The 23,158-nt window shown below is 38.1% G+C and carries 19 protein-coding genes; 18 read left to right on the forward strand and 1 reads right to left on the reverse strand.

The features are described from left to right. The first annotated feature begins 6 nt into the window (after nt 1–6). The 7 genes from JOC86_RS16195 to pyrE are packed head-to-tail and all read left to right on the forward strand — an operon-like array spanning nt 7 to nt 8,599. The gene (locus JOC86_RS16195) at nt 7–1,293 is read left to right on the forward strand and encodes a dihydroorotase (RefSeq protein WP_205173946.1); all 1,287 of its coding nucleotides are present in this window, start codon (nt 7–9) and stop codon (nt 1,291–1,293) included. Further along, a complete protein-coding gene (locus tag JOC86_RS16200) occupies nt 1,290–2,381 on the forward strand; it encodes a carbamoyl phosphate synthase small subunit (protein WP_205173947.1) in 1,092 nt (363 codons plus the stop codon). Before JOC86_RS16195 ends, JOC86_RS16200 begins: the two co-directional genes overlap by 4 nt. After that, nucleotides 2,374–5,586 carry a carbamoyl-phosphate synthase large subunit gene (gene carB / locus JOC86_RS16205; protein ID WP_205173948.1) on the forward strand — a complete coding sequence of 1,071 codons (3,213 nt, stop codon included), beginning with the start codon at nt 2,374–2,376 and terminating at the stop codon, nt 5,584–5,586. Before JOC86_RS16200 ends, carB begins: the two co-directional genes overlap by 8 nt. After that, on the forward strand, nt 5,586–6,359 hold the full coding sequence (locus tag JOC86_RS16210) for a dihydroorotate dehydrogenase electron transfer subunit (protein ID WP_338021776.1): 774 nt from the start codon (nt 5,586–5,588) through the stop codon (nt 6,357–6,359). Before carB ends, JOC86_RS16210 begins: the two co-directional genes overlap by 1 nt. Further along, complete coding sequence (locus JOC86_RS16215; protein WP_205173950.1) at nt 6,356–7,297, forward strand: dihydroorotate dehydrogenase; 942 nt, start codon at nt 6,356–6,358, stop codon at nt 7,295–7,297. Before JOC86_RS16210 ends, JOC86_RS16215 begins: the two co-directional genes overlap by 4 nt. Beyond that, nucleotides 7,269–7,979: an orotidine-5'-phosphate decarboxylase gene (gene pyrF, locus JOC86_RS16220; RefSeq protein WP_205173951.1), complete on the forward strand. Its 711-nt coding sequence runs from the start codon at nt 7,269–7,271 to the stop codon at nt 7,977–7,979. Before JOC86_RS16215 ends, pyrF begins: the two co-directional genes overlap by 29 nt. Continuing rightward, nucleotides 7,976–8,599, forward strand: a complete 624-nt coding sequence (gene pyrE, locus JOC86_RS16225; protein WP_205173952.1) for an orotate phosphoribosyltransferase — start codon at nt 7,976–7,978, stop codon at nt 8,597–8,599. The genes pyrF and pyrE overlap by 4 nt, the downstream gene beginning before the upstream one ends. Before the next feature lie 60 nt (nt 8,600–8,659). Here the strand turns inward: pyrE and JOC86_RS16230 are convergent, their stop codons facing one another. Further along, nucleotides 8,660–10,363, reverse strand: a complete 1,704-nt coding sequence (locus tag JOC86_RS16230; RefSeq protein WP_205173953.1) for an Rqc2 family fibronectin-binding protein — start codon at nt 10,361–10,363, stop codon at nt 8,660–8,662. A gap of 141 nt (nt 10,364–10,504) precedes the next feature. Between JOC86_RS16230 and JOC86_RS16235 the strand changes: the two genes are divergently transcribed. The 11 genes from JOC86_RS16235 (at nt 10,505) to JOC86_RS16285 (ending at nt 23,155) form a co-directional block, all read left to right on the forward strand. Continuing rightward, nucleotides 10,505–13,180 (forward strand): cation-translocating P-type ATPase, encoded by a 2,676-nt coding sequence (locus JOC86_RS16235; RefSeq protein ID WP_205173954.1) that lies wholly within the window; start codon nt 10,505–10,507, stop codon nt 13,178–13,180. Nucleotides 13,181–13,291: 111 nt separating this feature from the next. Next, nucleotides 13,292–14,167: a YicC/YloC family endoribonuclease gene (locus JOC86_RS16240; RefSeq protein ID WP_205174259.1), complete on the forward strand. Its 876-nt coding sequence runs from the start codon at nt 13,292–13,294 to the stop codon at nt 14,165–14,167. A 57-nt stretch (nt 14,168–14,224) separates the two neighbouring features. Continuing rightward, a complete protein-coding gene (remA, locus tag JOC86_RS16245) occupies nt 14,225–14,497 on the forward strand; it encodes an extracellular matrix/biofilm regulator RemA (protein ID WP_205173955.1) in 273 nt (90 codons plus the stop codon). Then, a complete protein-coding gene (gmk, locus tag JOC86_RS16250; RefSeq protein ID WP_205173956.1) occupies nt 14,497–15,111 on the forward strand; it encodes a guanylate kinase in 615 nt (204 codons plus the stop codon). Before remA ends, gmk begins: the two co-directional genes overlap by 1 nt. Beyond that, nucleotides 15,112–15,333 (forward strand): DNA-directed RNA polymerase subunit omega, encoded by a 222-nt coding sequence (gene rpoZ / locus JOC86_RS16255; protein WP_205173957.1) that lies wholly within the window; start codon nt 15,112–15,114, stop codon nt 15,331–15,333. 316 nt (nt 15,334–15,649) lie between these two features. Beyond that, the gene (coaBC, locus tag JOC86_RS16260) at nt 15,650–16,861 is read left to right on the forward strand and encodes a bifunctional phosphopantothenoylcysteine decarboxylase/phosphopantothenate--cysteine ligase CoaBC (protein WP_205173958.1); all 1,212 of its coding nucleotides are present in this window, start codon (nt 15,650–15,652) and stop codon (nt 16,859–16,861) included. Beyond that, the gene (gene priA, locus JOC86_RS16265; protein ID WP_205173959.1) at nt 16,858–19,278 is read left to right on the forward strand and encodes a primosomal protein N'; all 2,421 of its coding nucleotides are present in this window, start codon (nt 16,858–16,860) and stop codon (nt 19,276–19,278) included. The genes coaBC and priA overlap by 4 nt, the downstream gene beginning before the upstream one ends. Before the next feature lie 22 nt (nt 19,279–19,300). Beyond that, entirely contained in the window at nt 19,301–19,786 is a 486-nt protein-coding gene (gene def, locus JOC86_RS16270) for a peptide deformylase (protein WP_205173960.1), read from the forward strand. Then, the gene (fmt, locus tag JOC86_RS16275) at nt 19,783–20,739 is read left to right on the forward strand and encodes a methionyl-tRNA formyltransferase (protein ID WP_205173961.1); all 957 of its coding nucleotides are present in this window, start codon (nt 19,783–19,785) and stop codon (nt 20,737–20,739) included. The genes def and fmt overlap by 4 nt, the downstream gene beginning before the upstream one ends. After that, a complete protein-coding gene (rsmB, locus tag JOC86_RS16280; protein WP_205173962.1) occupies nt 20,732–22,066 on the forward strand; it encodes a 16S rRNA (cytosine(967)-C(5))-methyltransferase RsmB in 1,335 nt (444 codons plus the stop codon). Before fmt ends, rsmB begins: the two co-directional genes overlap by 8 nt. A gap of 339 nt (nt 22,067–22,405) precedes the next feature. Beyond that, complete coding sequence (locus tag JOC86_RS16285; RefSeq protein ID WP_205173963.1) at nt 22,406–23,155, forward strand: Stp1/IreP family PP2C-type Ser/Thr phosphatase; 750 nt, start codon at nt 22,406–22,408, stop codon at nt 23,153–23,155. Nucleotides 23,156–23,158 lie beyond the last annotated feature (3 nt).

Raw genomic sequence — 23,158 nt, forward strand, 5'->3', positions numbered from 1 at the left:
AATAAGATGAGCTGGATTATTCGTAATGCTGAAACACTAAACAAAAACGGAAAGCTAAGCAAAGTAGATATTAAACTTGAGGGAAATAAAATTACTGATATTGGAACGGGGCTTAAAGGCGACGGCTTTCAAGAATTTGATGCGAAGGGGATGTTTGTCTCACCTGGATTTGTCGATCTTCATGTCCACTTAAGAGAGCCAGGTGGAGAACATAAAGAAACCATCGACACGGGTACAAGAGCAGCTGCAAAAGGTGGATTTACAACAATCGCAGCAATGCCTAACACAAGGCCTGTACCTGACAATGTTGAAAACCTTCAAGCATTGAACCAAAAAATTCAAGATACAGCTCATATCAGAGTTCTTCCTTATGCTGCAATTACTGAAAGACAAGTTGGAAAAGTGTTAAACGATTTTGATGGGTTAAAAGAAAACGGTGCCTTTGCTTTTACAGATGATGGAGTAGGGGTACAGTCTGCTGGAATGATGTACGAAGCGATGAAGAAAGCATCCCGAATTGGTTCCTCTATTGTGGCTCATTGTGAAGATAATACGCTCATTTATGGAGGAGCGGTTCACGACGGAACGTTCGCAAAAGAAAACAATATTGCAGGAATTCCATCGATCTGTGAAGCTGTACACATTTCAAGAGATGTTCTTCTCGCTGAAGCAGCAGGTGCCCATTATCACGTCTGCCATATCTCTACAAAGGAATCTGTCCGAGTAGTGAGAGATGCTAAGAAAGCAGGGATAAATGTAACAGCTGAAGTAACACCGCATCATCTGCTTCTCTGTGAGAATGACATACCTGGACAAGATACCAATTTTAAAATGAACCCGCCATTAAGAAGTAAAGAGGATCAACAGGCACTACTGGAGGGGCTTTTAGATGGAACGATCGATTTTATCGCCACAGATCATGCCCCACATACAGCAGAAGAAAAATCAGAAGGAATGGAGCTTGCTCCTTTCGGAATTGTCGGGCTAGAAACGGCCTTTCCGTTACTATATACAAATTTTGTTGAAAAAGGAGTCTTTACTTTAGAACAATTGGTCGATTGGATGACAAAAAAACCAAGTGAAGTCTTCCATCTTCCATTTGGTTCACTCGAAGTAGGGAAAGTTGCAGATCTCACTCTAATTGATCTTGAGGGAGAGAAAGCCATCAATCCAGAGGACTTTTTATCAAAAGGAAAAAATACCCCTTTTACAAACTGGAAATGCAAAGGTTGGCCTAAAGCAACGTTTTTTGAAGGTTCACTAGTATGGAATGAAGGAGGAAAACAAGCATGAAAAGACAACTCATATTAGACGATGGAACAGTATTTGTAGGTGAAGGATTTGGGGCAGAAGTAGATGCATTAGGAGAGGTTGTATTCAATACAGGGATGACAGGGTACCAAGAAATTCTTTCGGACCCTTCTTATTGTGGACAATTAGTAACCTTAACATATCCTTTAGTGGGTAACTACGGAATTAATCGTGATGATTTTGAAAGTATCAGCCCAGCAATAAAAGCTTTCATCGTAAGAGAAGTAGCCGACTTTGCCTCTAATTGGAGAAATGAAAATACATTAGATGAGCTATTAAAAATTAAAGGAATTCCAGGAATATCAGAAATAGACACTAGAAAACTAACAAGAATCATTCGGAAACATGGAGCAATGAAAGGAATCATTTGCTCTACTGAAGAGAATGTAGAAGAAATTCTTCATAAATTAAAAGCTTCGAAGCTTCCTAGAGATCAAGTGAAACAAGTATCTACTAAGACAGCTTATCCAAGTCCAGGAAGAGGATTTAGAGTGGTTCTCATTGATTTTGGAATGAAGCATGGAATTCTAAGAGAATTGAATAAACGGAATTGTGATGTGATTGTAGTTCCTTATAATACAACATCAGATGAAATTCGCCGGCTTCGTCCAGATGGAATCATGCTTTCTAATGGACCTGGGGATCCAAAGGATGTGCCGGAAGCGATTGAAACAATCAAAGAATTACTTGGAGAAATTCCGCTATTTGGAATTTGTCTTGGACACCAATTATTTGCTTTAGCGTGTGGTGGAGATACATTTAAAATGAAGTTTGGACACAGAGGATCGAATCACCCAGTGAAAGATTTAAAAACAGGTCAAATCGCTCTTACTTCTCAAAATCATGGATATGCAGTAGACGAAAATTCTCTAACAAATACTCGTTTAAAAGTAACCCATGTTGCGATCAATGATGGAACAAACGAAGGTTTAAGACATCTTGATTACCCTGCTTTTACGGTCCAATATCACCCAGAGGCATCCCCTGGACCTGAAGATGCCAATTATTTATTTGATGAATTTCTAGAACTTATGAAAAAGGAAAAGAGAGAGGAGCTTCAACATGCCTAAACGTACAGACATTCACTCAATCCTTGTGATCGGAAGCGGTCCAATTATTATCGGTCAAGCAGCTGAATTCGATTATGCCGGAACACAAGCTTGTATTGCCCTAAAAGAAGAAGGTTATCGTGTCATTCTTGTAAATTCAAATCCAGCTACAATCATGACTGACGCAGAGATGGCGGATAAAGTATATATTGAACCACTTACTTTAGAGTTTGTTAGTCGTATTATTAGAAAAGAAAGACCTGATGCCATTGTTCCAACGCTAGGCGGTCAAACAGGTTTAAACCTTGCTGTCGAACTTGCTCAATCAGGTGTATTAGAAGAATGTGGAGTCGAAATTTTAGGAACCAAGTTATCAGCGATTGAGAAGGCGGAAGATAGGGATCTTTTCCGTAACCTGATGCATGAATTAGGTGAACCAGTTCCAGAAAGTGAAATTATTCGTACTGTTGAAGAAGCCAGTAACTTCGTAAAACAAGTCGGATACCCCGTAATTGTACGTCCTGCTTATACTCTTGGAGGAACGGGTGGAGGGATTTGTCATAATGATGAAGAACTCGTTGAAATCGTAAGCTCCGGCTTAAAATACAGCCCAGTAACACAATGTTTACTCGAGAAAAGTATCGCAGGCTTTAAAGAAATAGAGTATGAAGTTATGAGGGACGCAGCAGATAATGCCATTGTCGTATGTAATATGGAGAATATTGACCCTGTAGGGATTCATACTGGCGACTCAATTGTTGTGGCACCAAGTCAAACCTTAAGTGACAGAGAATATCAAATGCTGCGAAATACGAGTTTGAAGATTATTCGTACTCTTGGGATTGAAGGTGGATGTAATGTCCAGCTTGCACTCGATCCTGACAGCTTTGATTACTATATAATTGAAGTAAACCCACGTGTAAGTCGTTCTTCTGCTCTAGCATCAAAAGCAACAGGTTATCCTATTGCAAAATTAGCGGCGAAGATCGCAGTAGGTTTAACTTTGGATGAGATGATGAACCCTGTTACAGGGAAAACTTACGCATCCTTTGAACCTGCATTGGACTATGTAGTCTCAAAAATTCCACGCTGGCCATTTGATAAATTTGAAGCAGCGAAACGAAATCTTGGAACTCAAATGAAAGCAACAGGAGAAGTAATGGCAATTGGAAGAACGTTAGAAGAATCTCTATTAAAAGCCGTACGTTCTTTAGAAAGCAATGTCTATCATTTAGAGCTACAAGATGCTAAAAATTCATCAGATGAATTGATTGAGAAAAGAATTCGAAAAGCGGGAGATGAACGTCTCTTCTATATTGGGGAAGCACTTAGAAGAGGAGTCACGATTGAAACCATCCATGAATGGAGTAAAATCGATCTGTTTTTCCTTCATAAAATGAGGAATATTGTAGAGTTTGAAAAAGTGTTAGAAAATCAAGCATTTCAACCAGAAAATGCAATGAAAGCTAAGAGAATAGGATTTGCTGATATTACTCTCGCAAAGCTCTGGAACACAACTGAACGAGAAGTTTACCAGTGGAGAAAAGAAAATAATATTACTCCTGTTTATAAAATGGTTGATACATGTGCAGCCGAGTTTGAATCTGAAACACCGTATTTCTATGGGAGCTACGAGGAAGAAAATGAATCAATGGTAACCGAGCGCGAGAGTGTAATGGTACTTGGTTCAGGACCAATTCGAATCGGTCAAGGGGTAGAATTTGACTATGCTACAGTTCACTCTGTTTGGGCAATTAAAGAAGCAGGATATGAAGCAATTATCGTTAACAACAATCCTGAAACGGTATCAACAGACTTCAGTATTTCTGACAAGCTTTACTTTGAACCGTTAACAATAGAAGATGTTATGCACATCATCGATCTTGAAAAACCAAAAGGGGTTGTTGTCCAATTTGGTGGCCAAACTGCTATTAATCTAGCATCTGAATTAGTGAATAGAGGCGTGAAAATCCTCGGGACTTCCTTAGAAGATTTAGACCGAGCAGAAAATCGAGATAAGTTCGAGTCGACTTTAAATGAACTAGATATCCCACAGCCAAAAGGAAAAACGGCCGTATCAGTGAATGGAGCTCTAGAGATTGCTTCTTCAATCGGATATCCGGTCCTTGTAAGACCATCCTATGTATTAGGTGGCCGGGCAATGGAAATTGTCTACAGAGAAGAAGAACTCCTTCATTACATGGAGAATGCTGTAAAAGTAAATCCAGAGCATCCAGTATTAATTGACCGCTACTTGACAGGAAGAGAAATTGAGGTTGATGCCATTTCTGACGGTATAGATGTGGTCATCCCAGGAATAATGGAACATATCGAACGGGCAGGGGTACACTCAGGAGACTCGATTGCCGTATACCCTCCTCAACAGTTAACAAAGGAACAGAAAGAAACGATTGTTGATTATACAACAAGGCTAGCGAAAGGGCTTAATATTAAAGGGCTTCTGAATATTCAATACGTTGTATCCAAAGGTGAAGTATTTGTCATAGAAGTTAATCCTCGTTCAAGTAGAACAGTACCGTTTATTAGTAAAATAACTGGTGTTGCAATGGCTAATATTGCGACAAAAGCGATCCTTGGAGTATCTCTCAAGGACCAAGGCTATCAATCTGGGCTAATTGAAGAAAAACAAGGAGTATATGTAAAAGTTCCAGTATTCTCCTTTGCAAAATTAAGAAGAGTTGACATTACCTTAGGACCTGAAATGAAATCTACTGGAGAAGTAATGGGGAAAGACGCAACACTTGAAAAAGCCTTATACAAAGGTATAGTGGCTGCAGGGATGCAAATGAAGGAATTCGGTAGTGTATTAATGACTGTGGCTAATAAGGATAAAGAAGAGACCGTTCAATTAGCGAAACGATTCATCAACATTGGTTATCAGATTTTAGCTACTAAAGGGACAGCAGAACACTTAATGAACAAAGGGATCCCGGTTAAAGAGGTAGATAAAATTGGTTCAGAGGGACCGACACTTTTAGACATTATTCAAAGTGGAGAAACACAACTGGTTATCAATACATTAACAAAAGGAAAACAGCCTGAACGGGATGGATTCAGAATCCGAAGAGAATCTGTAGAAAATGGAATTCCATGCCTAACCTCATTAGATACAGCAGAAGCGATCTTAAGAGTAATGGAATCTATGACTTTCTCTGCAGAAGCACTCCCATTAAGTTCGAATAAGGGTGAGGCGGTGCTGCTATGATAAAGAATGAAAGAATGGAAGTACTTTCTCATCAACACATTGCCAAAAATATTTATGAATTAACGGTAAAAGGACAGCTAGTTGATGAAATTCAAATGCCTGGCCAGTTTGTTCATATTAAGGTGGGAAAAGGGTTTGATCCTCTATTAAGAAGACCAATTTCAATTTCGTCCTATTCTAAAGAGGATCAAATAATGACACTCATCTATCGTGCAGAAGGGAAAGGGACAAGAATTCTTTCAGAAGTTTCAGTTGGACAAGATATTGATGTTTTAGGTCCATTAGGAAATGGATTTCCGATTCATGATCAAGATGAAAAAACAGCATTATTAGTAGGTGGAGGAATTGGGGTTCCTCCTCTCTACGAACTATCGAAGCAGTTAAAAAGCAGAGGCTGGAAAGTCATCCATGTTCTTGGATTTCAAAATAAAGATGTTGTTTTTTATGAAGATGAGTTTGGGGAGCTTGGAGAAACATTCGTAGCAACGGTAGATGGTTCACGTGGAACAAAAGGTTTTGTTACAGATGTTATCAATAAGTTGGATCATGATTTTGCCCTTTATTATACTTGTGGACCAACTCCGATGTTAAAGGCTTTGGAAAAAAACCTTACACATAAAAAAGGCTATATTTCATTAGAACAAAGAATGGGCTGTGGAATTGGGGCTTGTTTTGCCTGTGTATGTCATAAGTCTGAAGATCCAACAGGAAATCATTATGTAAAAGTTTGTAGTGATGGACCAGTATTTCCAGCTGGGGAGGTGGCATTATGAATAGATTAAATATAGAGCTGCCAGGTCTTTCTTTGAAAAATCCAATCATGCCTGCTTCAGGATGCTTTGGATTTGGAAAGGAATACAGTCAATTTTACGATTTAAGCAAGCTTGGGGCAATTATGATTAAAGCCACGACTGAGGAACCTAGATTTGGAAATCCTACTCCGCGTGTAGCGGAAACGAATGCAGGAATGCTTAATGCTATTGGTTTACAGAACCCAGGATTAAAAGGTGTTATGAGTAATGAATTACCTTGGTTGACTAAATATGATGTTCCAATCATAGCGAATGTAGCTGGGTCCCAGACAGAGGATTATGTACAGGTTGCAAAACAAATTTCAACAGCGGAAAATGTTAAAGCATTAGAGTTAAATATCTCCTGTCCTAATGTGAAAACGGGGGGAATTGCTTTTGGAACGATACCAGAAGTCGCAAAGGAACTTACGATGCGAGTGAAGGAAGTCTCATCAGTCCCTGTATATGTAAAGCTATCACCTAATGTATCTAGTATTGTAGATATGGCCAAAGCGGTTGAAGAAGGTGGGGCAGATGGGTTAACGATGATCAATACCTTACTTGGAATGAGATTAGATATGAGATCAGCTCAACCAATCTTAGCCAACAAGACGGGTGGTCTCTCTGGACCTGCTATTAAGCCAGTTGCAATCAGAATGATTTATGAAGTGAGTCAAGCTGTATCCATTCCAATCATCGGGATGGGGGGGATTGAATCCGCAGAGGATGTCATTGAATATTTATATGCTGGTGCTAGTGCAGTGGCTGTAGGGACAGCGAATTTTGTAGATCCTATGATCTGTCCAACTATTATCGATGACCTTCCACCATTACTTGATGAGTTAGGCTATGACCATATATCTGAATGTATCGGAAGGAGCTGGGGAAAACATGAATCAAAAGCCATTCATAGCTCTTGATTTTCCAACGTGGGAGCAAACAAAGAAATTCCTGGAGCCATTCAATGAACCTATAAATATTAAAGTTGGAATGGAACTTTATCTACAAAATGGTCCAAAGATATTGGAACAATTAATTGAAAAGGATTATCGTATCTTTCTAGATTTAAAGCTTCATGATATTCCGAATACTGTGTATGGTGCAATGAAGGGTCTTGCTCAATTTGATATCGAATTAATCAATGTACATGCAGCTGGCGGGAAAGAAATGATGGAAAAGGCGCTAGAGGGTTTATCTGCAGGAACCCCTTCTTCTAGAAATCGACCTAAACTTATCGGGGTTACACAACTGACTTCAACTTCTGAAGAGCAAATGCAAAGTGAACAGCTAATTGAGCGTTCTTTAAACGAATCTGTCATTCACTATGCAAAGCTTACCAAAGAAGCAGGACTTGATGGTGTTGTGTGTTCTCCGTTAGAGGCGGAAGCCATTCGTGAGGTGTGTGGTGACGAGTTTTTAAAAGTAACTCCGGGAATTCGTTTGGCTGAGAATCAATTACAGGATCAGAAGCGTATTGCTACACCAGCAAAAGCGCGCGAAATAGGCTCAACACATATTGTTGTTGGTAGAAGTATCACAAAAGCAGAAAATCCAGTAAAAGCCTACCAGACGGTTTTAAATGAGTGGGAGGGACTCAAGTGAAAAAAGAATTAGCAAAAAAATTATTAGAAATCAAAGCAGTATTTTTAAGTCCATCTGAACCTTTCACATGGTCTTCAGGTATTCAATCACCTATTTATTGTGATAATCGCTTAACAATGTCCTACCCTGAAGTAAGACGTGAAATTAGCAAAGGGCTTATGGAAATCATTCAACTTCAGTACCCAGATGTTGAAGTAATTGCCGGTACAGCAACTGCAGGGATTCCACACGCTGCATGGGTAAGTGAACGTCTAGATTTACCAATGTGCTATGTCCGCTCAAAGCCTAAAGGTCATGGAAAAGGGAAACAGATTGAAGGCTATGTTGAAAAAGGACAAAAAGTAGTAGTGGTTGAAGATTTAATTTCAACGGGTGGAAGCTGTATTACGGCAGTAAACGCATTAAGAGAAGCTGGATGTGAAGTATTAGGGGTTGCAGCTATTTTTACCTATGAACTAGATAAAGGTGCAGAACTCTTAAAGAAAGCAGAAGTTGAAGCGCATGCGATTTCAGATTATTCGAGCATGCTGGAAACGGCATTAGAAATAAATGTTATTAAAGAAGAAGAATTAGAATCGTTAAATGAGTGGAAAATGAACCCTGAGGTGTGGGGGAAATAAAACTATTGAGGGAAGTCCCGACATTCTTGCTTTCTGAAGAGCATTGGGACTTCCCTTTTTTTATTTTTTTAAAAATCGAACAAGATCGAGGCTAGGTGTTACATAAATGGTTTGCTGACCTTCATATATAACAAATCCAGGCTTCGCTCCTTTAGGTTTTTTCACTTGTTTAACGATTGTGTAATCTACAGGAACTGAGCTTGACTCCTTCGCTTTTGAAAAATAGGCTGCAATATTTGCCGCTTCTTTTATCGTTGTTTCAGACGGATTTTCACTTCTTATAACAACATGAGAACCAGGGATATCCTTTGTATGGAGCCAAATATCATGTCTATTTGCGATTCGGTTCGTTAGATAATCATTTTGCTTATTATTTTTTCCAACTAAAATCGTAGTTCCATCGGATGATACATATTTCTCTACTTCTGGTTTATGATTTGTTTTTTTCTTTTTATTTGTTTTCTTTACTCTAAGATATCCTTCTTCCTCTAGCTCCTCACGAATTTCCTCTATATCCTTTGGTGAAGCAGATTCTAATTGTTGTAATAACTGTTCAAAATATTCGATTTCTTTTTTAGCTTTTTCGATTTGCTCATGAACGATCACCGTAGCGTTCTTTGCTTTTTGATATTTTGAGAAGTAATTCTGAGCATTTTCAGATGGTGTTTTTTGAGGGTTTAGAGGAATTTTTATCATCGAGCCTTCCTCGTCATAATAATTGATCACCTCAATTTCTTCCATTCCTTTTTTTACAGCGTAAATATTGGAGGTTAATAGCTCCCCTAAAAGCTGGTATCTCTCTGCTTGCTTTGCATCATCCAAGGTTTGCTCTAACTTTACAATTTTATTCTGATTTTTATCCCGCTCATTTTTTATAAAGCGCTCAAGATCATTTCCTTGCTGTTTAACACGATCCCTTGAGGCTTTTTGATAGAAATAACGATCAAGCAATTGACTAAGGCTTGGGTAGGTTTGAACACTTCCTTCAAGATGTTCAAGATTCATTAAATAGAAGGTTTCTTTTGTTCCACTTTTAAATGTTGGTTCATATTGCTTGTTTTTCACTTTATCAACAAGGGATAGGAATGCACTAGGTAATGATCGTTGATTTGCTAAACCAGCTTTGAAAACGACTTCTTTTGCAAAAAGGGGAGATATGCCCGCAAAAGAATCAACAATCTGTTTGTCGATTTTTCCTGAATTAAAGTCGATGCTCCGCAGAATATCGTCATGGGTACTTTCAAAAGGGTTCTTTTTGTTCTGGTAAGGCGGCATTACGTATTCATGTCCTGGAAGAACGGTTCTGTGTGAATTTACGCTCGGTGAAATATGTTTAATGCTATCTAAAATCATGTTTCGCTCGGTATCTACTAAAATGATATTGCTATGTCTGCCCATGATCTCAACAATCAACTTTTTATATGAAGTATCACCGATTTCATTCCGGCCTTTAATATCAAATATGATGATACGGTCAAGTCCGACTTGTGAAATCGATTCAATAATGTACCCTTCTAAATGTTTTCGTAATAACATACAAAACATTGGTGGTACGGTTGGATTTTCATATGTTTCTTCAGTTAGCTGCACCCTTGAATAGCTAGGGTGTGCAGATAAAAGTAATTTATGATTTTTTCCATTTGCTCTTACGATGAAAATGATTTCATTTTTATATGGTTGATGAATTTTATTTATTCGTCCACTTTCTATTGAATCGGACAATTCCTGAGACATTGCCCTTGTAAATAAGCCATCAAAAGACATTATAAACATCCTCTACATAATAAATTCTTGATAAGTTTTCTCCTAACTATTAAATCATATCATTTTTTGGGACGAGTCTGAATAAGAATGCTATGAGAAGGACAACTTTTCGTGAATGTAGGGGGAGAGTGAAGTGATTGCATGAATTATCATGAGATGCGGGAGAGGGATATAGAAAATACATTGAACACAAGTTTTGAAAATGGCTTATCCAATGATGAAGTAAGGCAGAGAATTAACAAGTTTGGTTATAACCAGCTTGAGGAAGCTGAAAAACAATCGGCTCTCTTATTATTTGTCAGTCAGTTCAAAGATTTTATGGTGCTTGTACTATTAGCAGCTACCCTCATTTCTGGTTTGATGGGCGAATACATTGATGCCATTGCCATTATCGCCATCGTGTTAATTAATGGATTTCTTGGCTTTTTTCAAGAAAGGAAAGCAGAAAAATCTTTACATGCACTAAAGGAATTAGCTGCACCGCAAGTCTCTGTCCTTAGAGATAGTGAATGGGTAAAGATTCCTTCAAGAAAAATTGTCGTTGGAGATATCATTAAATTTGTCAGCGGTGATCGTGTAGGTGCTGATGTACGTATTCTCCAAAGTAATAATTTAGAAGTAGAAGAATCAGCATTAACAGGTGAATCCCTTCCAGTTCCGAAATCTACTTCTCCATTATCGGGAGAAAATATGAACCTCGGTGATTTAGAAAATATGGCGTTTATGGGTACATTAGTAACAAGAGGGAATGGAATCGGAGTAGTAACGGCAATCGGAATGAAAACGGCTATGGGGCAAATCGCGGATATGATTCAAACAGCAGAGACGATGATTACTCCTTTGCAAAGACGGTTAGAACAATTAGGAAAAATCCTCATTTCTGTTGCATTAGTTCTGACTGCACTCGTAGTATTTATTGGAGTAATCCAAGGGCATGATCTCTATACGATGTTTCTTGCAGGTGTTTCGTTAGCTGTTGCAGCGATTCCAGAAGGCCTTCCTGCAATTGTAACAGTTGCCTTATCACTTGGTGTCCAAAGGATGATTAGGAAAAAGGCGATTGTCCGAAAACTTCCAGCAGTTGAGACTCTTGGTTGTGCCTCAGTTATATGCTCAGATAAAACAGGAACATTAACACAAAACAAAATGACTGTAACACATTTATGGAGTGGGGGAACAACTTGGAATGTAACAGGCACTGGATATGACCCGAATGGACAATTTTATCATCGTGATCATAGGGTATATCCTAATCAAGAGAAAGCCTTACAGCAGCTTCTTACCTTTGGAATGCTTTGTAATCATGCTGAGCTAAAGTCGAAGGAAGGAGAATTCATAGTAGATGGAGATCCGACAGAAGGAGCATTACTAGTGGCTGGAATGAAAGCCGGTATGGAAAGGTCATCACTTCTTCAACAATTTACAATTGAAAAAGAATTTCCATTTGATTCTAGTCGGAAAATGATGACGATCATTGTAAGAGACAAAAACAGTCAATTATTTGCGATTACAAAAGGTGCTCCTGATGTTGTAGTACAAAGAAGTGAAGCGATCCTATGGGATGGGAAACGACAAATGAGATCGAGAGAATTATTTGATAAAGTGGATGAAACCATTAATGAACTTGCAACAAATGCACTTAGAAATATTGCCATTGCCTTTAAACCTATCCATTCTCTGGCAAACCTTACTGAGGAAGTAGTTGAAAAGAACCTTACATTTATTGGTCTTCAAGGTATGATTGATCCTCCACGTAATGAGGTTAAGCAAGCTGTAAAAGAATGCTTAGAAGCTGGCATTAAGACGGTAATGATAACTGGTGACCATGTAACTACAGCTAAAGCAATAGCAGTCCAGTTAGGTATTTTAAAATCAAATGATCGTGTTATGGATGGGAAGGCTCTTAACCAGATGGAGATTGCTGATCTTGAAGAAGTAGTAGAAGAGGTTTCCGTATTTGCTCGTGTTTCTCCACAGCATAAATTGAAAATAGTAAAAGCATTACAAAATAAAGGTCATATTGTGGCGATGACGGGAGATGGAGTAAATGATGCACCTGCCATAAAGACGGCAGATATTGGAGTAGCGATGGGAATAACCGGTACAGATGTTGCGAAGGAATCATCTTCTCTAGTATTATTAGATGATAATTTTGCCACAATTAAATCGGCCATTAATGAAGGTAGAAACATCTATGAAAATATTCGAAAGTTTGTAAGGTATTTATTAGCCTCGAATGTTGGAGAAATTCTCGTTATGCTATTTGCAATGATTCTTGCACTTCCACTTCCATTAGTACCCATTCAAATTTTATGGGTGAATCTTGTAACGGATGGATTACCTGCAATGGCATTAGGTTTAGATAAGCCGGAAGACGATGTCATGAAGAGAAATCCTAGGCATCCAAAGGAAGGGATTTTTGCAAGAGGATTAGGCTGGAAGGTCGTTTCAAGAGGGTTTTTAATCGGAATTGTAACTCTCTTTGCGTTTATGATTTCATACAAACAGCATCCTGATTATCTAGCTTACTCACAAACGGTTGCATTTGCAACGCTTGTTATGGCACAGCTCATACATGTGTTTGATTGTAGGAGTGAAAAATCAGTATTTTCTAGGAACCCTTTTGGCAATATGTATTTAGTTTGGGCCGTGCTTTCATCTTTGGTTTTAATGCTGCTGGTCATCTATTTACCAAGTCTTCAGCCGATTTTCCATACTGTACCTATTGATATGAATGAGTGGCTATTAATTATCGGATTAAGTGCATTACCAACGTTTTTACTAGGTGGTTCATTTTTAGCAGGAAAAAAACGTTAAGATATGATATAATCCAAAAGGTAGTAGAGTTCCATTCTATTACCTTTTTTCTTTTATTAGAAAACCTTTAAATAAATGCCTCGTGGTAAAGACAGATTGGATGTGATCGTAATGGTTGTTAGTATGACTGGCTTCGGAAGAGGGAAGATAGAGTCCAAGCAACATATAGTAACGGTCGAGATGAAATCGGTAAATCACCGATTTAGTGAATACTTTATCAGAATGCCTAAGCAATTAATGAAAATTGAGGATAAGCTTAAAAAAAAGCTTACTGAATACATAAAACGTGGGAAAGTGGATGTTTTTGTTACGATTTCTGGTGAGGGGCTTATTCATCGAAATTTACATATTGACTGGAATTTAGTAGAAGATTATTATCAATTAGTAACACAGTTAAAAAGCAAATATTCTTTTGAAGAGGAGATTAGCCTCCAAGAATTTCTTACCCGCCCTGAATTGATCACTTTAGAAGAAATGGAAGATGAGAATAATGAAATAGAAATTCTCGTCCTTGAAGCAGTAGTGATCGCTGCAAAGCAATTAAAGCATATGCGTGAAAGTGAAGGGACTGAACTTCTTAAAGACTTTCAATTCCAATTAGAACAATTTGAAGCTGCATTGACAAAATTGACATCACATGCACCAACGGTGGTCGAGCAGTATCGTGATCGATTAGTGAAGAGAATGAAAGAATTAGTGGATGTTACAGCGGACGAATCAAGAATTTTGACTGAAGTAGCCATATTTGCGGATAAATCTGATATAACGGAGGAGTTGACAAGGCTTAATAGTCATCTCGTTCAATTTCACCATACATTACAATCAGCAGAACCGATAGGGCGTAAACTTGATTTTATGATACAAGAGATGAATAGAGAAGTGAACACGATTGGATCAAAGGCTAATGACTCATCCATTTCCACATTGGTTGTAGAATTAAAAACGATCCTTGAAAAACTTCGTGAACAAATACAAAATGTAGAATGATTGGTTTATTTTTACTATCACAGGGTCAGAATAAAGACTATTGATTGGAGGAGCATTATGTCTATTAAGCTCATAAATATTGGATTTGGGAATATTGTTTCAGCGAATCGTATTATCTCGATTGTAAGTCCTGAATCTGCACCTATAAAAAGACTGATTCAAGATGCAAGAGATCGAGGAACTTTAATCGATGCTACATATGGAAGAAGAACTAGAGCAGTGATTATTACTGACAGTGACCACGTTATTTTATCCGCTGTCCAGCCAGAAACGGTTGCACATCGATTAACAGATAAAGATGATATAGGTGAAGAAGGGCAGGGTAAATAATGAAAGAAAAAGGATTGCTCATTGTTCTTTCCGGTCCTTCAGGTGTTGGAAAGGGTACAGTAAGAAAAGCAATTTTTTCGCAAGAAGATACAAGGTTTGAGTATTCTATATCGATGACGACACGGAACCCTCGTGAAGGGGAAGTAGATGGAGTGGACTATTTCTTCAAAACACGTGAAGAATTTGAGAACCTTATTGAGCAAGGTAAGCTGCTTGAATATGCAGAATTTGTTGGGAATTATTATGGTACTCCCGTAGATTACGTTAGAGAAACTCTTGATTCTGGGAAAGATGTTTTCTTAGAAATTGAAGTGAAAGGTGCCCGTCAGGTCCGTGAGAAGTTTCCAGAAGGACTTTTCATATTCTTGGCCCCACCTAGTCTATCAGAACTTCAAAATCGTCTTGTTACAAGAGGCACAGAATCTGATGAATTAATCAGAGGCCGAATGGAGACTGCCCGTAAAGAAATTGAAATGATGGACCTTTATGATTATATTGTCGAAAACGATCATGTTGACCATGCGTGTGAAAAAATTAATTCAATCGTTCAAGCTGAGCATTGCCGCAGAGAACGTGTGCAACTGCGTTATAAAAAAATGCTGGAGGTAGATTAAATGCTTTATCCGTCTATAGACTCATTAATGAAACAAATTGATTCTAAATATTCACTTGTAAGTATTGCTGCTAAAAGAGCTAGGAATCTTCAAGGTGAACAAAATTATCGACTTGATAAATATATTTCTGAGAAGTATGTAGGAAAAGCTCTTGAAGAAATTCATGCTGGCCAATTGATGATGAAAGAAAGAGAAAAAGATGCTGTATACTCAGATGAGTAATCAACTTTTTTAAGCGTTAGAAAATGAATAGTGGGACTGGTCCTTTCACTGGGAATTATCCCAAGGACCAGTCCTATTTTTAGTTAAATAGATAATAAAAAAATTTGTCATTATCCAGTTCCAGCGCTAAAGTTTTTTGTGTTGTAAGCCAATCGGCGAAGGAGGGAAAGCGCCTTTCTTTCATCATGGCTTAATCTACGCATGTCAGGGCTAACGGAGGTACTAACGCTTGATGATCATCAATCATCAAGATAGATTTTAACAAGAGAATCATTCATAATGGTATAAAAGATTACGTGTAAATGGGGGAAAGACAATGATTCAAGGTAAAAAGATTCTACTCTGTGTTTCGGGAGGAATTGCCGTTTATAAAGCAGCAGCCCTCACCAGTAAATTGACTCAAGCGGGTGCTGCTGTAAAGGTAATCATGAGTGAATCAGCGGCAAAGTTTGTTACACCATTAACATTTCAGGCTTTATCAAGAAATGATGTCTATACAGATACTTTTGATGAAAAGGATTCAAAAGTAATTGCTCATATTGATTTAGCTGATTGGGCGGACCTCGTATTAATTGCTCCAGCAACAGCCAATATGATCGGAAAACTTGCCAATGGAATTGCGGATGACATGATTTCAACAACGATGTTAGCTACAATTGCTCCTGTATGGATTGCACCAGCTATGAATGTTCATATGTATGATCACCCTGCAGTAAGAAAGAACATAGATACCTTATATTCGTATGGCTACCGCTATGTTGAGCCTAGTGAAGGTTACTTAGCGTGTGGATATGTCGGAAAAGGAAGACTTGAAGAACCTGAGAAAATTGTAGCTCTTTTAGAAAATTATTTTTACCAGCCCAAGCCTGTTTTAACTGGTAAAAAAATCTTAATTACGGCTGGTCCAACAAGGGAAATGATTGATCCTGTTAGATTTTTCAGCAATCGTTCATCTGGTAAAATGGGCTATGCTTTAGCTGAAATGGCATCTAAGCTTGGGGCTGATGTGACGCTTGTTACTGGTCCTGTGGATATAATACCTCCTCAAGGAGTTGATCTTGTCGAGGTAACAAGTGCTGAAGAAATGTTTGAGCAAGTCATAAACCGATTTGAGAAATATGATGTCATAATCAAAAGTGCAGCAGTCGCTGATTATCGACCAAGTCAAACATTTACTAAAAAAATGAAAAAGCATGAAGGTACCCTAATGCTGGAATTGGAAAGAACTCAGGATATTTTGAGAACTTTAGGAAAAAGAAAAAGTAATCAATATTTGGTAGGTTTTGCAGCAGAAACCAACAATATTGAGGAGTATGCAAGAGTTAAATTAGAAAGTAAAAATGCAGATATGATTGTAGCGAATAATGTAACGTCCGAAGGGGCTGGATTTGGTACAGATACGAATATCGTGACCTTATTCAAAAGAGGTGGATATAAACGTGAGCTTCCTTTGAATAGCAAAAAAGAAATAGCGAAGGAGATCCTTATTGAAGTTGCGAACAGTTTAAAAGAGGAAGGATATAAATGAGCATTGCCAGTGTAATTGTTGACGTACCAACGATGCAGACTGACAGAGAGTATGATTACAAGATTCCAGCTGAATGGGAAGGAATCATCGCAGTGGGAATGAGAGTGGTTGTCCCATTCGGTCCAAGAAAAATCCAAGGCTTTGTTGTCGGAACAAAGGAACACTCAAATGTCAAACGATTAAAATCGATTGTAGAACCAATGGATTTAGTTCCTGTTTTAAATCAAGAGTTATTAGAGATGGCAGAATGGCTGACGGAAAAAACATTATGCTTTAAAATCTCCGCACTCCAAGTTATGTTACCTGCAGCAATGAAAGCTAAATATGAAAAGAAAATCGTTTTAAGCAATGATAAAGATTCGGCTTTCTTGTCTGAAAATATCAATAAAATTTTCCAATCAAAAACAGAGATCTCTTGGAAAGAAGCCGACAAACAAAGAATCCTTCCAGAGCTTCAAAAGGAAGTAACAGGAGGAAGACTTGAGATTGTATATGAAGTGAAAGCAAAGGCGAAAAGCAAAACAAGACGTAAAATAACTTTAGCACAGCCTGAGGATAAAATAGAATCCTTATTGGGTGACCTGCCTGCGAATGCTAAAAAACAAAAAGAAATACTGCATTATCTTCTTAAGAATGCAAGAAAGCAAGGAGTTCCTACAAATGAGATATTAAATGCAACGGGCAGTTCTGATAGTACGATTAAAACGCTTGTAGAGAAGAAACTGATTATTGAAACGAGAGAAGAGGTTTACCGAGATCCATTTCAAGAACGGGACTTTCCACGTACAAAACCGTTTTCTTTAACTAAAGAACAAGAAAAGTCAATCCTTCCAATTTTAGATTCGATAGAAAACAAAATACATAAGACATTCCTTCTTTATGGTGTAACAGGTAGTGGGAAAACAGAGGTATATCTTCAATCTATCCAAAAAGTATTAGAGGATGGAAAAGAAGCAATTGTTCTTGTTCCTGAAATTGCCCTTACTCCGCAAATGGTCCAACGATTTAAAGGAAGATTTGGTGATGAGGTTGCCGTCCTTCATAGTGGATTGTCCGTTGGAGAAAAATACGACGAGTGGAGAAAGATTCAGAGAAAAGAAGTGAAGGTTGTAGTGGGGGCACGTTCAGCGATTTTCGCCCCGTTTGAAAATCTCGGAATAATTATTATCGATGAAGAGCATGAAACCAGCTACAAACAGGAGGAGAATCCAAGATATCATGCTAGAGATGTTGCTGTGTATAGAGGGAATCGTTATCATTGCCCAGTGGTTTTAGGAAGCGCGACTCCTTCACTTGAAAGTTTTGCCCGTGCCAAAAAAGATGTCTATCAATTGTTAACACTTCAAAAAAGAATGAATGAAGGGGAACTCCCTCAAGTATCCGTTGTAGACATGAGAGAAGAATTAAGAAGTGGTAATCGTTCCATGTTCTCTACAGAACTGTTTAATAAGTTAAAAGACCGTTTGGAAAAGAAACAACAAACGGTGTTATTTCTTAATCGAAGAGGCCACTCTTCATTTATAATGTGTCGAGATTGTGGGTTTGTGCAGCAATGTCCACAATGCGATATTTCACTTACCTATCATCGAGCTTCAAATCAAATGAAATGCCACTATTGTGGATATGAAACCATTGTCCCTACAAAATGTCCGGAATGTAATAGCGAGCATATTCGCTATTTTGGAACAGGCACACAGAAAGTAGAGGAAGAACTTACAAAGCTATTACCTGAAGCAAGAGTGATTCGTATGGATGTTGACACCACGAGTCGTAAAGGTTCTCATGAAAGGCTATTAAATCAATTTGGAGAAGGAAAAGCGGACATCTTACTTGGAACTCAAATGATTGCTAAAGGATTAGACTTTCCAAACATTACACTTGTTGGGGTTCTTAGTGCAGATACAATGCTTCATTTACCTGATTTTCGTTCGGCTGAAAAAACCTTCCAGCTCTTAACCCAGGTCAGTGGAAGAGCTGGTAGACATGATCTACCTGGTGAAGTCGTTATTCAAACGTATACCCCAGAGCATTATAGCATTGAGCATGCTTCACTGCAGGACTACGATTCATTCTATAAAAAAGAAATGATGATGCGTAAAATTGGAAGTTATCCTCCGTTCTATTATATTGCGCTTCTTACTATCACACATGAAGATTTATTAAAAGTAGTGTCTGTTTCAGAGAAAATCTCAAACTTTCTACGATCAAGATTATCAAAATCAAGTATCATATTAGGTCCTGTAGCATCTCCTATTCCGCGGATCAACAATAGATATCGCTATCAATGTTTGATAAAATACAAACGAGAACCAATGCTAACAGATACATTACAAAAAATTCTTACGCATTCACAACAACAATATGCATCTGAAGGATTAACAGTATCGATAGATGTCAATCCTTATATGATGATGTAATGACATTAGAGGAGGACAACAATTGGCAATATTACCAATCGTCATGCACCCGAACGCTATTTTAGAAAAAGAGTGTGATAGGGTTCTTGATTTTGATAAAAAGCTAAAAAAATTATTAGACAATATGTACGAAACGATGATTGCGGCAGATGGTGTCGGCTTAGCGGCACCACAAATAGGAGTTGATCTCCAAGTGGCAATTGTAGACATTGGAGATGACAACGGAACAATTGAATTAATTAATCCGGAGATTGTTGAAACAAAGGGTGAAGATACGGATGTTGAAGGGTGCTTAAGCTTCCCAGGTTTATACGGTGAAGTATCTAGACCAGACTATGTTAAGGTGAAAACCCAAGACCGTAAAGGTCGGATGCTAATGATTGAAGCAGAAGGCTTTATGGCTAGGGCGATTCAACATGAAATTGATCATCTCCATGGTGTCCTATTCACTACTAAGGTCCTCAGATATATAGAGGAAGACGAAATAGAAGGGGATGTATCCGAATGACAAAGATTATATTTATGGGAACACCAGATTTTTCTGTCCCAGTATTAAGAAATTTAGTAGATGCGGAATACGATATCATCGCGGTTGTTACCCAACCAGATCGTCCAGTTGGAAGAAAAAGAATCTTGACTCCTCCACCAGTTAAAGAGGAAGCAGTCAAACATGGGATTCCAGTTCTTCAGCCAGAAAAAGTCAGGCAAAAGGACGAATTGGCGAAAATCTTAGCTTTAAACCCTGATCTTATTATTACAGCTGCATATGGACAGATCCTTCCAAATGAATTGTTAGAATCGCCAAAGCATGGGTGTATAAATGTCCATGCATCACTGCTACCAGAACTAAGAGGAGGCGCGCCTATTCATTATTCGATTCTTCAAGGCAAGGATGAAACGGGCGTTACTATTATGTATATGGTGGAAAAACTTGATGCGGGCGACATCATATCCCAAGTGGCAGTCCCTATAGAAGAAAGCGATCATGTTGGAACTCTACATAATAAGCTAAGTAAAGCCGGGGCAAAACTTCTTCTTGATACACTGCCAGCATTACTGAGTGGAGAAATAAAGGCCGTAAAGCAAAATGGAGAAGAAGCTACTTTCGCATCCAATATTAAACGCGAACAAGAAAAAATAGATTGGACTCAAAGCGGCGAAACCATTTATAACCATATTCGTGGGTTACATCCATGGCCAGTTGCGTACACCTTACTTGATAGTTCTGTTATGAAAGTTTGGTGGGGGGAAAAAGTCGTAACTTTAAAAAAAGGTGTCCCCGGTGAAATCATTAAAATTGAAGAAGATGGCTTTGTCGTCGCTACTGGAAACGAAACGTGCATAAAAATTACAGACCTTCAGCCTTCTGGGAAAAAACGCATGTCTGCGACAGATTATTTGCGCGGTGCAGGAGCTCATTTAACAGAAGGAATGAAGCTGGGAGTAAAATCTAATGGGTAAAAAGAAATCAGTACGCGAGGCAGCCTTAGAAGTCATTGAGGCAGTCGAAAAAAATCAGTCCTATAGCAACCTTTTAGTAAATAATGTAATCGAAAAAAACAACCTTTCTGGTCCAGATGTCGGCCTTTTAACGGAATTAACATACGGCACAATTCAGAGAAAGATGACTCTCGATTTCTATCTGTCTCCATTTACTAAGGGGAAGCTTGAGTCATGGGTAAGAAACCTGTTAAGAATTTCATTATATCAAATGGTTTATCTCGATAAAATCCCTGATCGGGCTGTTTTCTATGAAGCAGTAGAATTGGCTAAGAAACGAGGACATAAAGGGATATCCGGACTAGTAAATGGGGTATTACGATCCGTCCAACGTAAAGGAATTCCATCATTAGAATCTATTGAAGATCCTCACGAGAGAATTTCAATTGAAACAAGTCACCCCCTGTGGCTTGTAAAAAGATGGTCTGAACAATTCGGAATCGAAAAAACAAAAGAAATGTGTGAGACTAATTTATTGGCTCCTCTACAAACTGCACGTGTAAACCAAACCATAACGAATCGGGAATCCCTTGTCACTCAATTACAAGAGGAAGGGTATTTAATAGAGGAAAGTCCAATTCTAAATGAAGCGATACGGTCTAAAAAAGGTAATTTGGGAAAAAGTGAATACTTTGAAAAGGGATCGATGACGATTCAGGATGAAAGCTCTATGCTTGTAGCCCATTCTTTGAAGGTAGAAGGGGATTCTAAGATCCTTGATGCTTGTGCTGCACCTGGAGGAAAAACAACCCATATTGCAGAACTAATGAATGGAAAAGGACTGGTTCACGCATTAGATTTACATCCGCATAAAGTAAAGCTCATAAAGCAAAATGCAGAAAGACTTAAATTATCTAACATCGTTACACAAGCAACTGACAGCAGAAAAGCGGGAGAACTTTTTGAAGAAAATTATTTCGACCGTATCTTAGTAGATGCTCCATGTTCCGGATTAGGAGTATTAAGAAGAAAGCCAGATATTAAATACAGCAAAAAAGAAGAGGATTTGAATCAGCTTCAAAGAATTCAACTTGAAATTCTAGATTCTGTTGCCCCATTGTTAAAGAAAGATGGTCTACTCGTTTATAGTACGTGTACAGTGGACAAAAATGAAAATGAGGGAACTAAAAACAAATTTTTAGAAGATCATCCAGAATTCGAACCATATTCATTAATGCATCTTCCAGAAACGGTCCACCCTTTCATTTCTGAATACAGTCTGCAGATCTTTCCCCAAGATTTTGGAGGGGATGGATTCTATATATCCTGTTTTAGAAAGAAGCTTTAATACGGACAACAAAATTACTTATAGTGAGCATTGAAATTCTTAATGTACACAAAGATGGCTATACTAGTGATGCAGATCTAATGTATTGAGTTTTTAATTTGTTTAATCAGTTTGATAGGCAATTCGTTTAGGTCTTTTTCTAATTAATTGACCTCGGAGGATAAAAGATAGTTTAAAAGCAGGAAAAATCGTTACTTTAGTCGTAAAAGTAAACATGCACTAGATGAAATCGGTATTATGTTTGTAATGATAGGGTTATGATTGATCATTTAGGTGCACTATTATTATTCCTTATTCAATTCGTGCTAAGGAGCGTAAAGAAGAAACGAGGTGACCAGTATGAAATCTATTTTTAATACGGACAAAGGGAAAATTCGTCAGCATAATGAAGATAACGGGGGAATCTTCTTAAATCAACATGGTGACTACCTTGCTGTCGTGGCTGATGGTATGGGTGGTCATAGAGCTGGCGATGTTGCGAGCGAAATGACAGTCAACTTTTTCAAAAGTGAGTGGGAGCTTTCAGACAAAATCGCTTCACCAGATGGAGCACAGCAATGGTTAAATACAAAAATAAATGAAATAAATCAAAAGGTTTTTGACCATTCCAAAGAGCATGAAGAATGTGAAGGAATGGGGACAACCCTAGTCGCTGCCGTATGTACTAATATCTTTGTTACCATTGCCAATATCGGTGATAGTAGAGGGTATATATTAAATGAATCTGGACTAGGGCAGCTTACAGAGGATCACTCACTAGTGAATGAACTCGTACGAAGTGGCCAAATTTCACGTGAAGATGCTGAGCATCATCCACGTAAAAATGTTCTCATAAGGGCATTAGGTACAGAAGAAAAAATTATTATGGATTTAAAAACCATTACGTTTGAAGAAGGAGATTATTTATTTCTTTGTTCAGATGGATTATCAAACAAAGTTTCAGAGAATGAAATGTTAACGATCCTTAGGGAGAATGAGTCATTAGAAACTAAAGGTGAGAAGCTAATCGCCTTAGCTAATGATCATGGCGGTGAGGATAATATTACTCTTGTCATAGTGGAATATGCCGCTGAAGGAGAAAGCGGGTGAAAT

This window comes from Rossellomorea pakistanensis (assembly GCF_016908495.1).
GTDB classification, from domain to species: Bacteria; Bacillota; Bacilli; order Bacillales; family Bacillaceae_B; genus Rossellomorea; species Rossellomorea pakistanensis.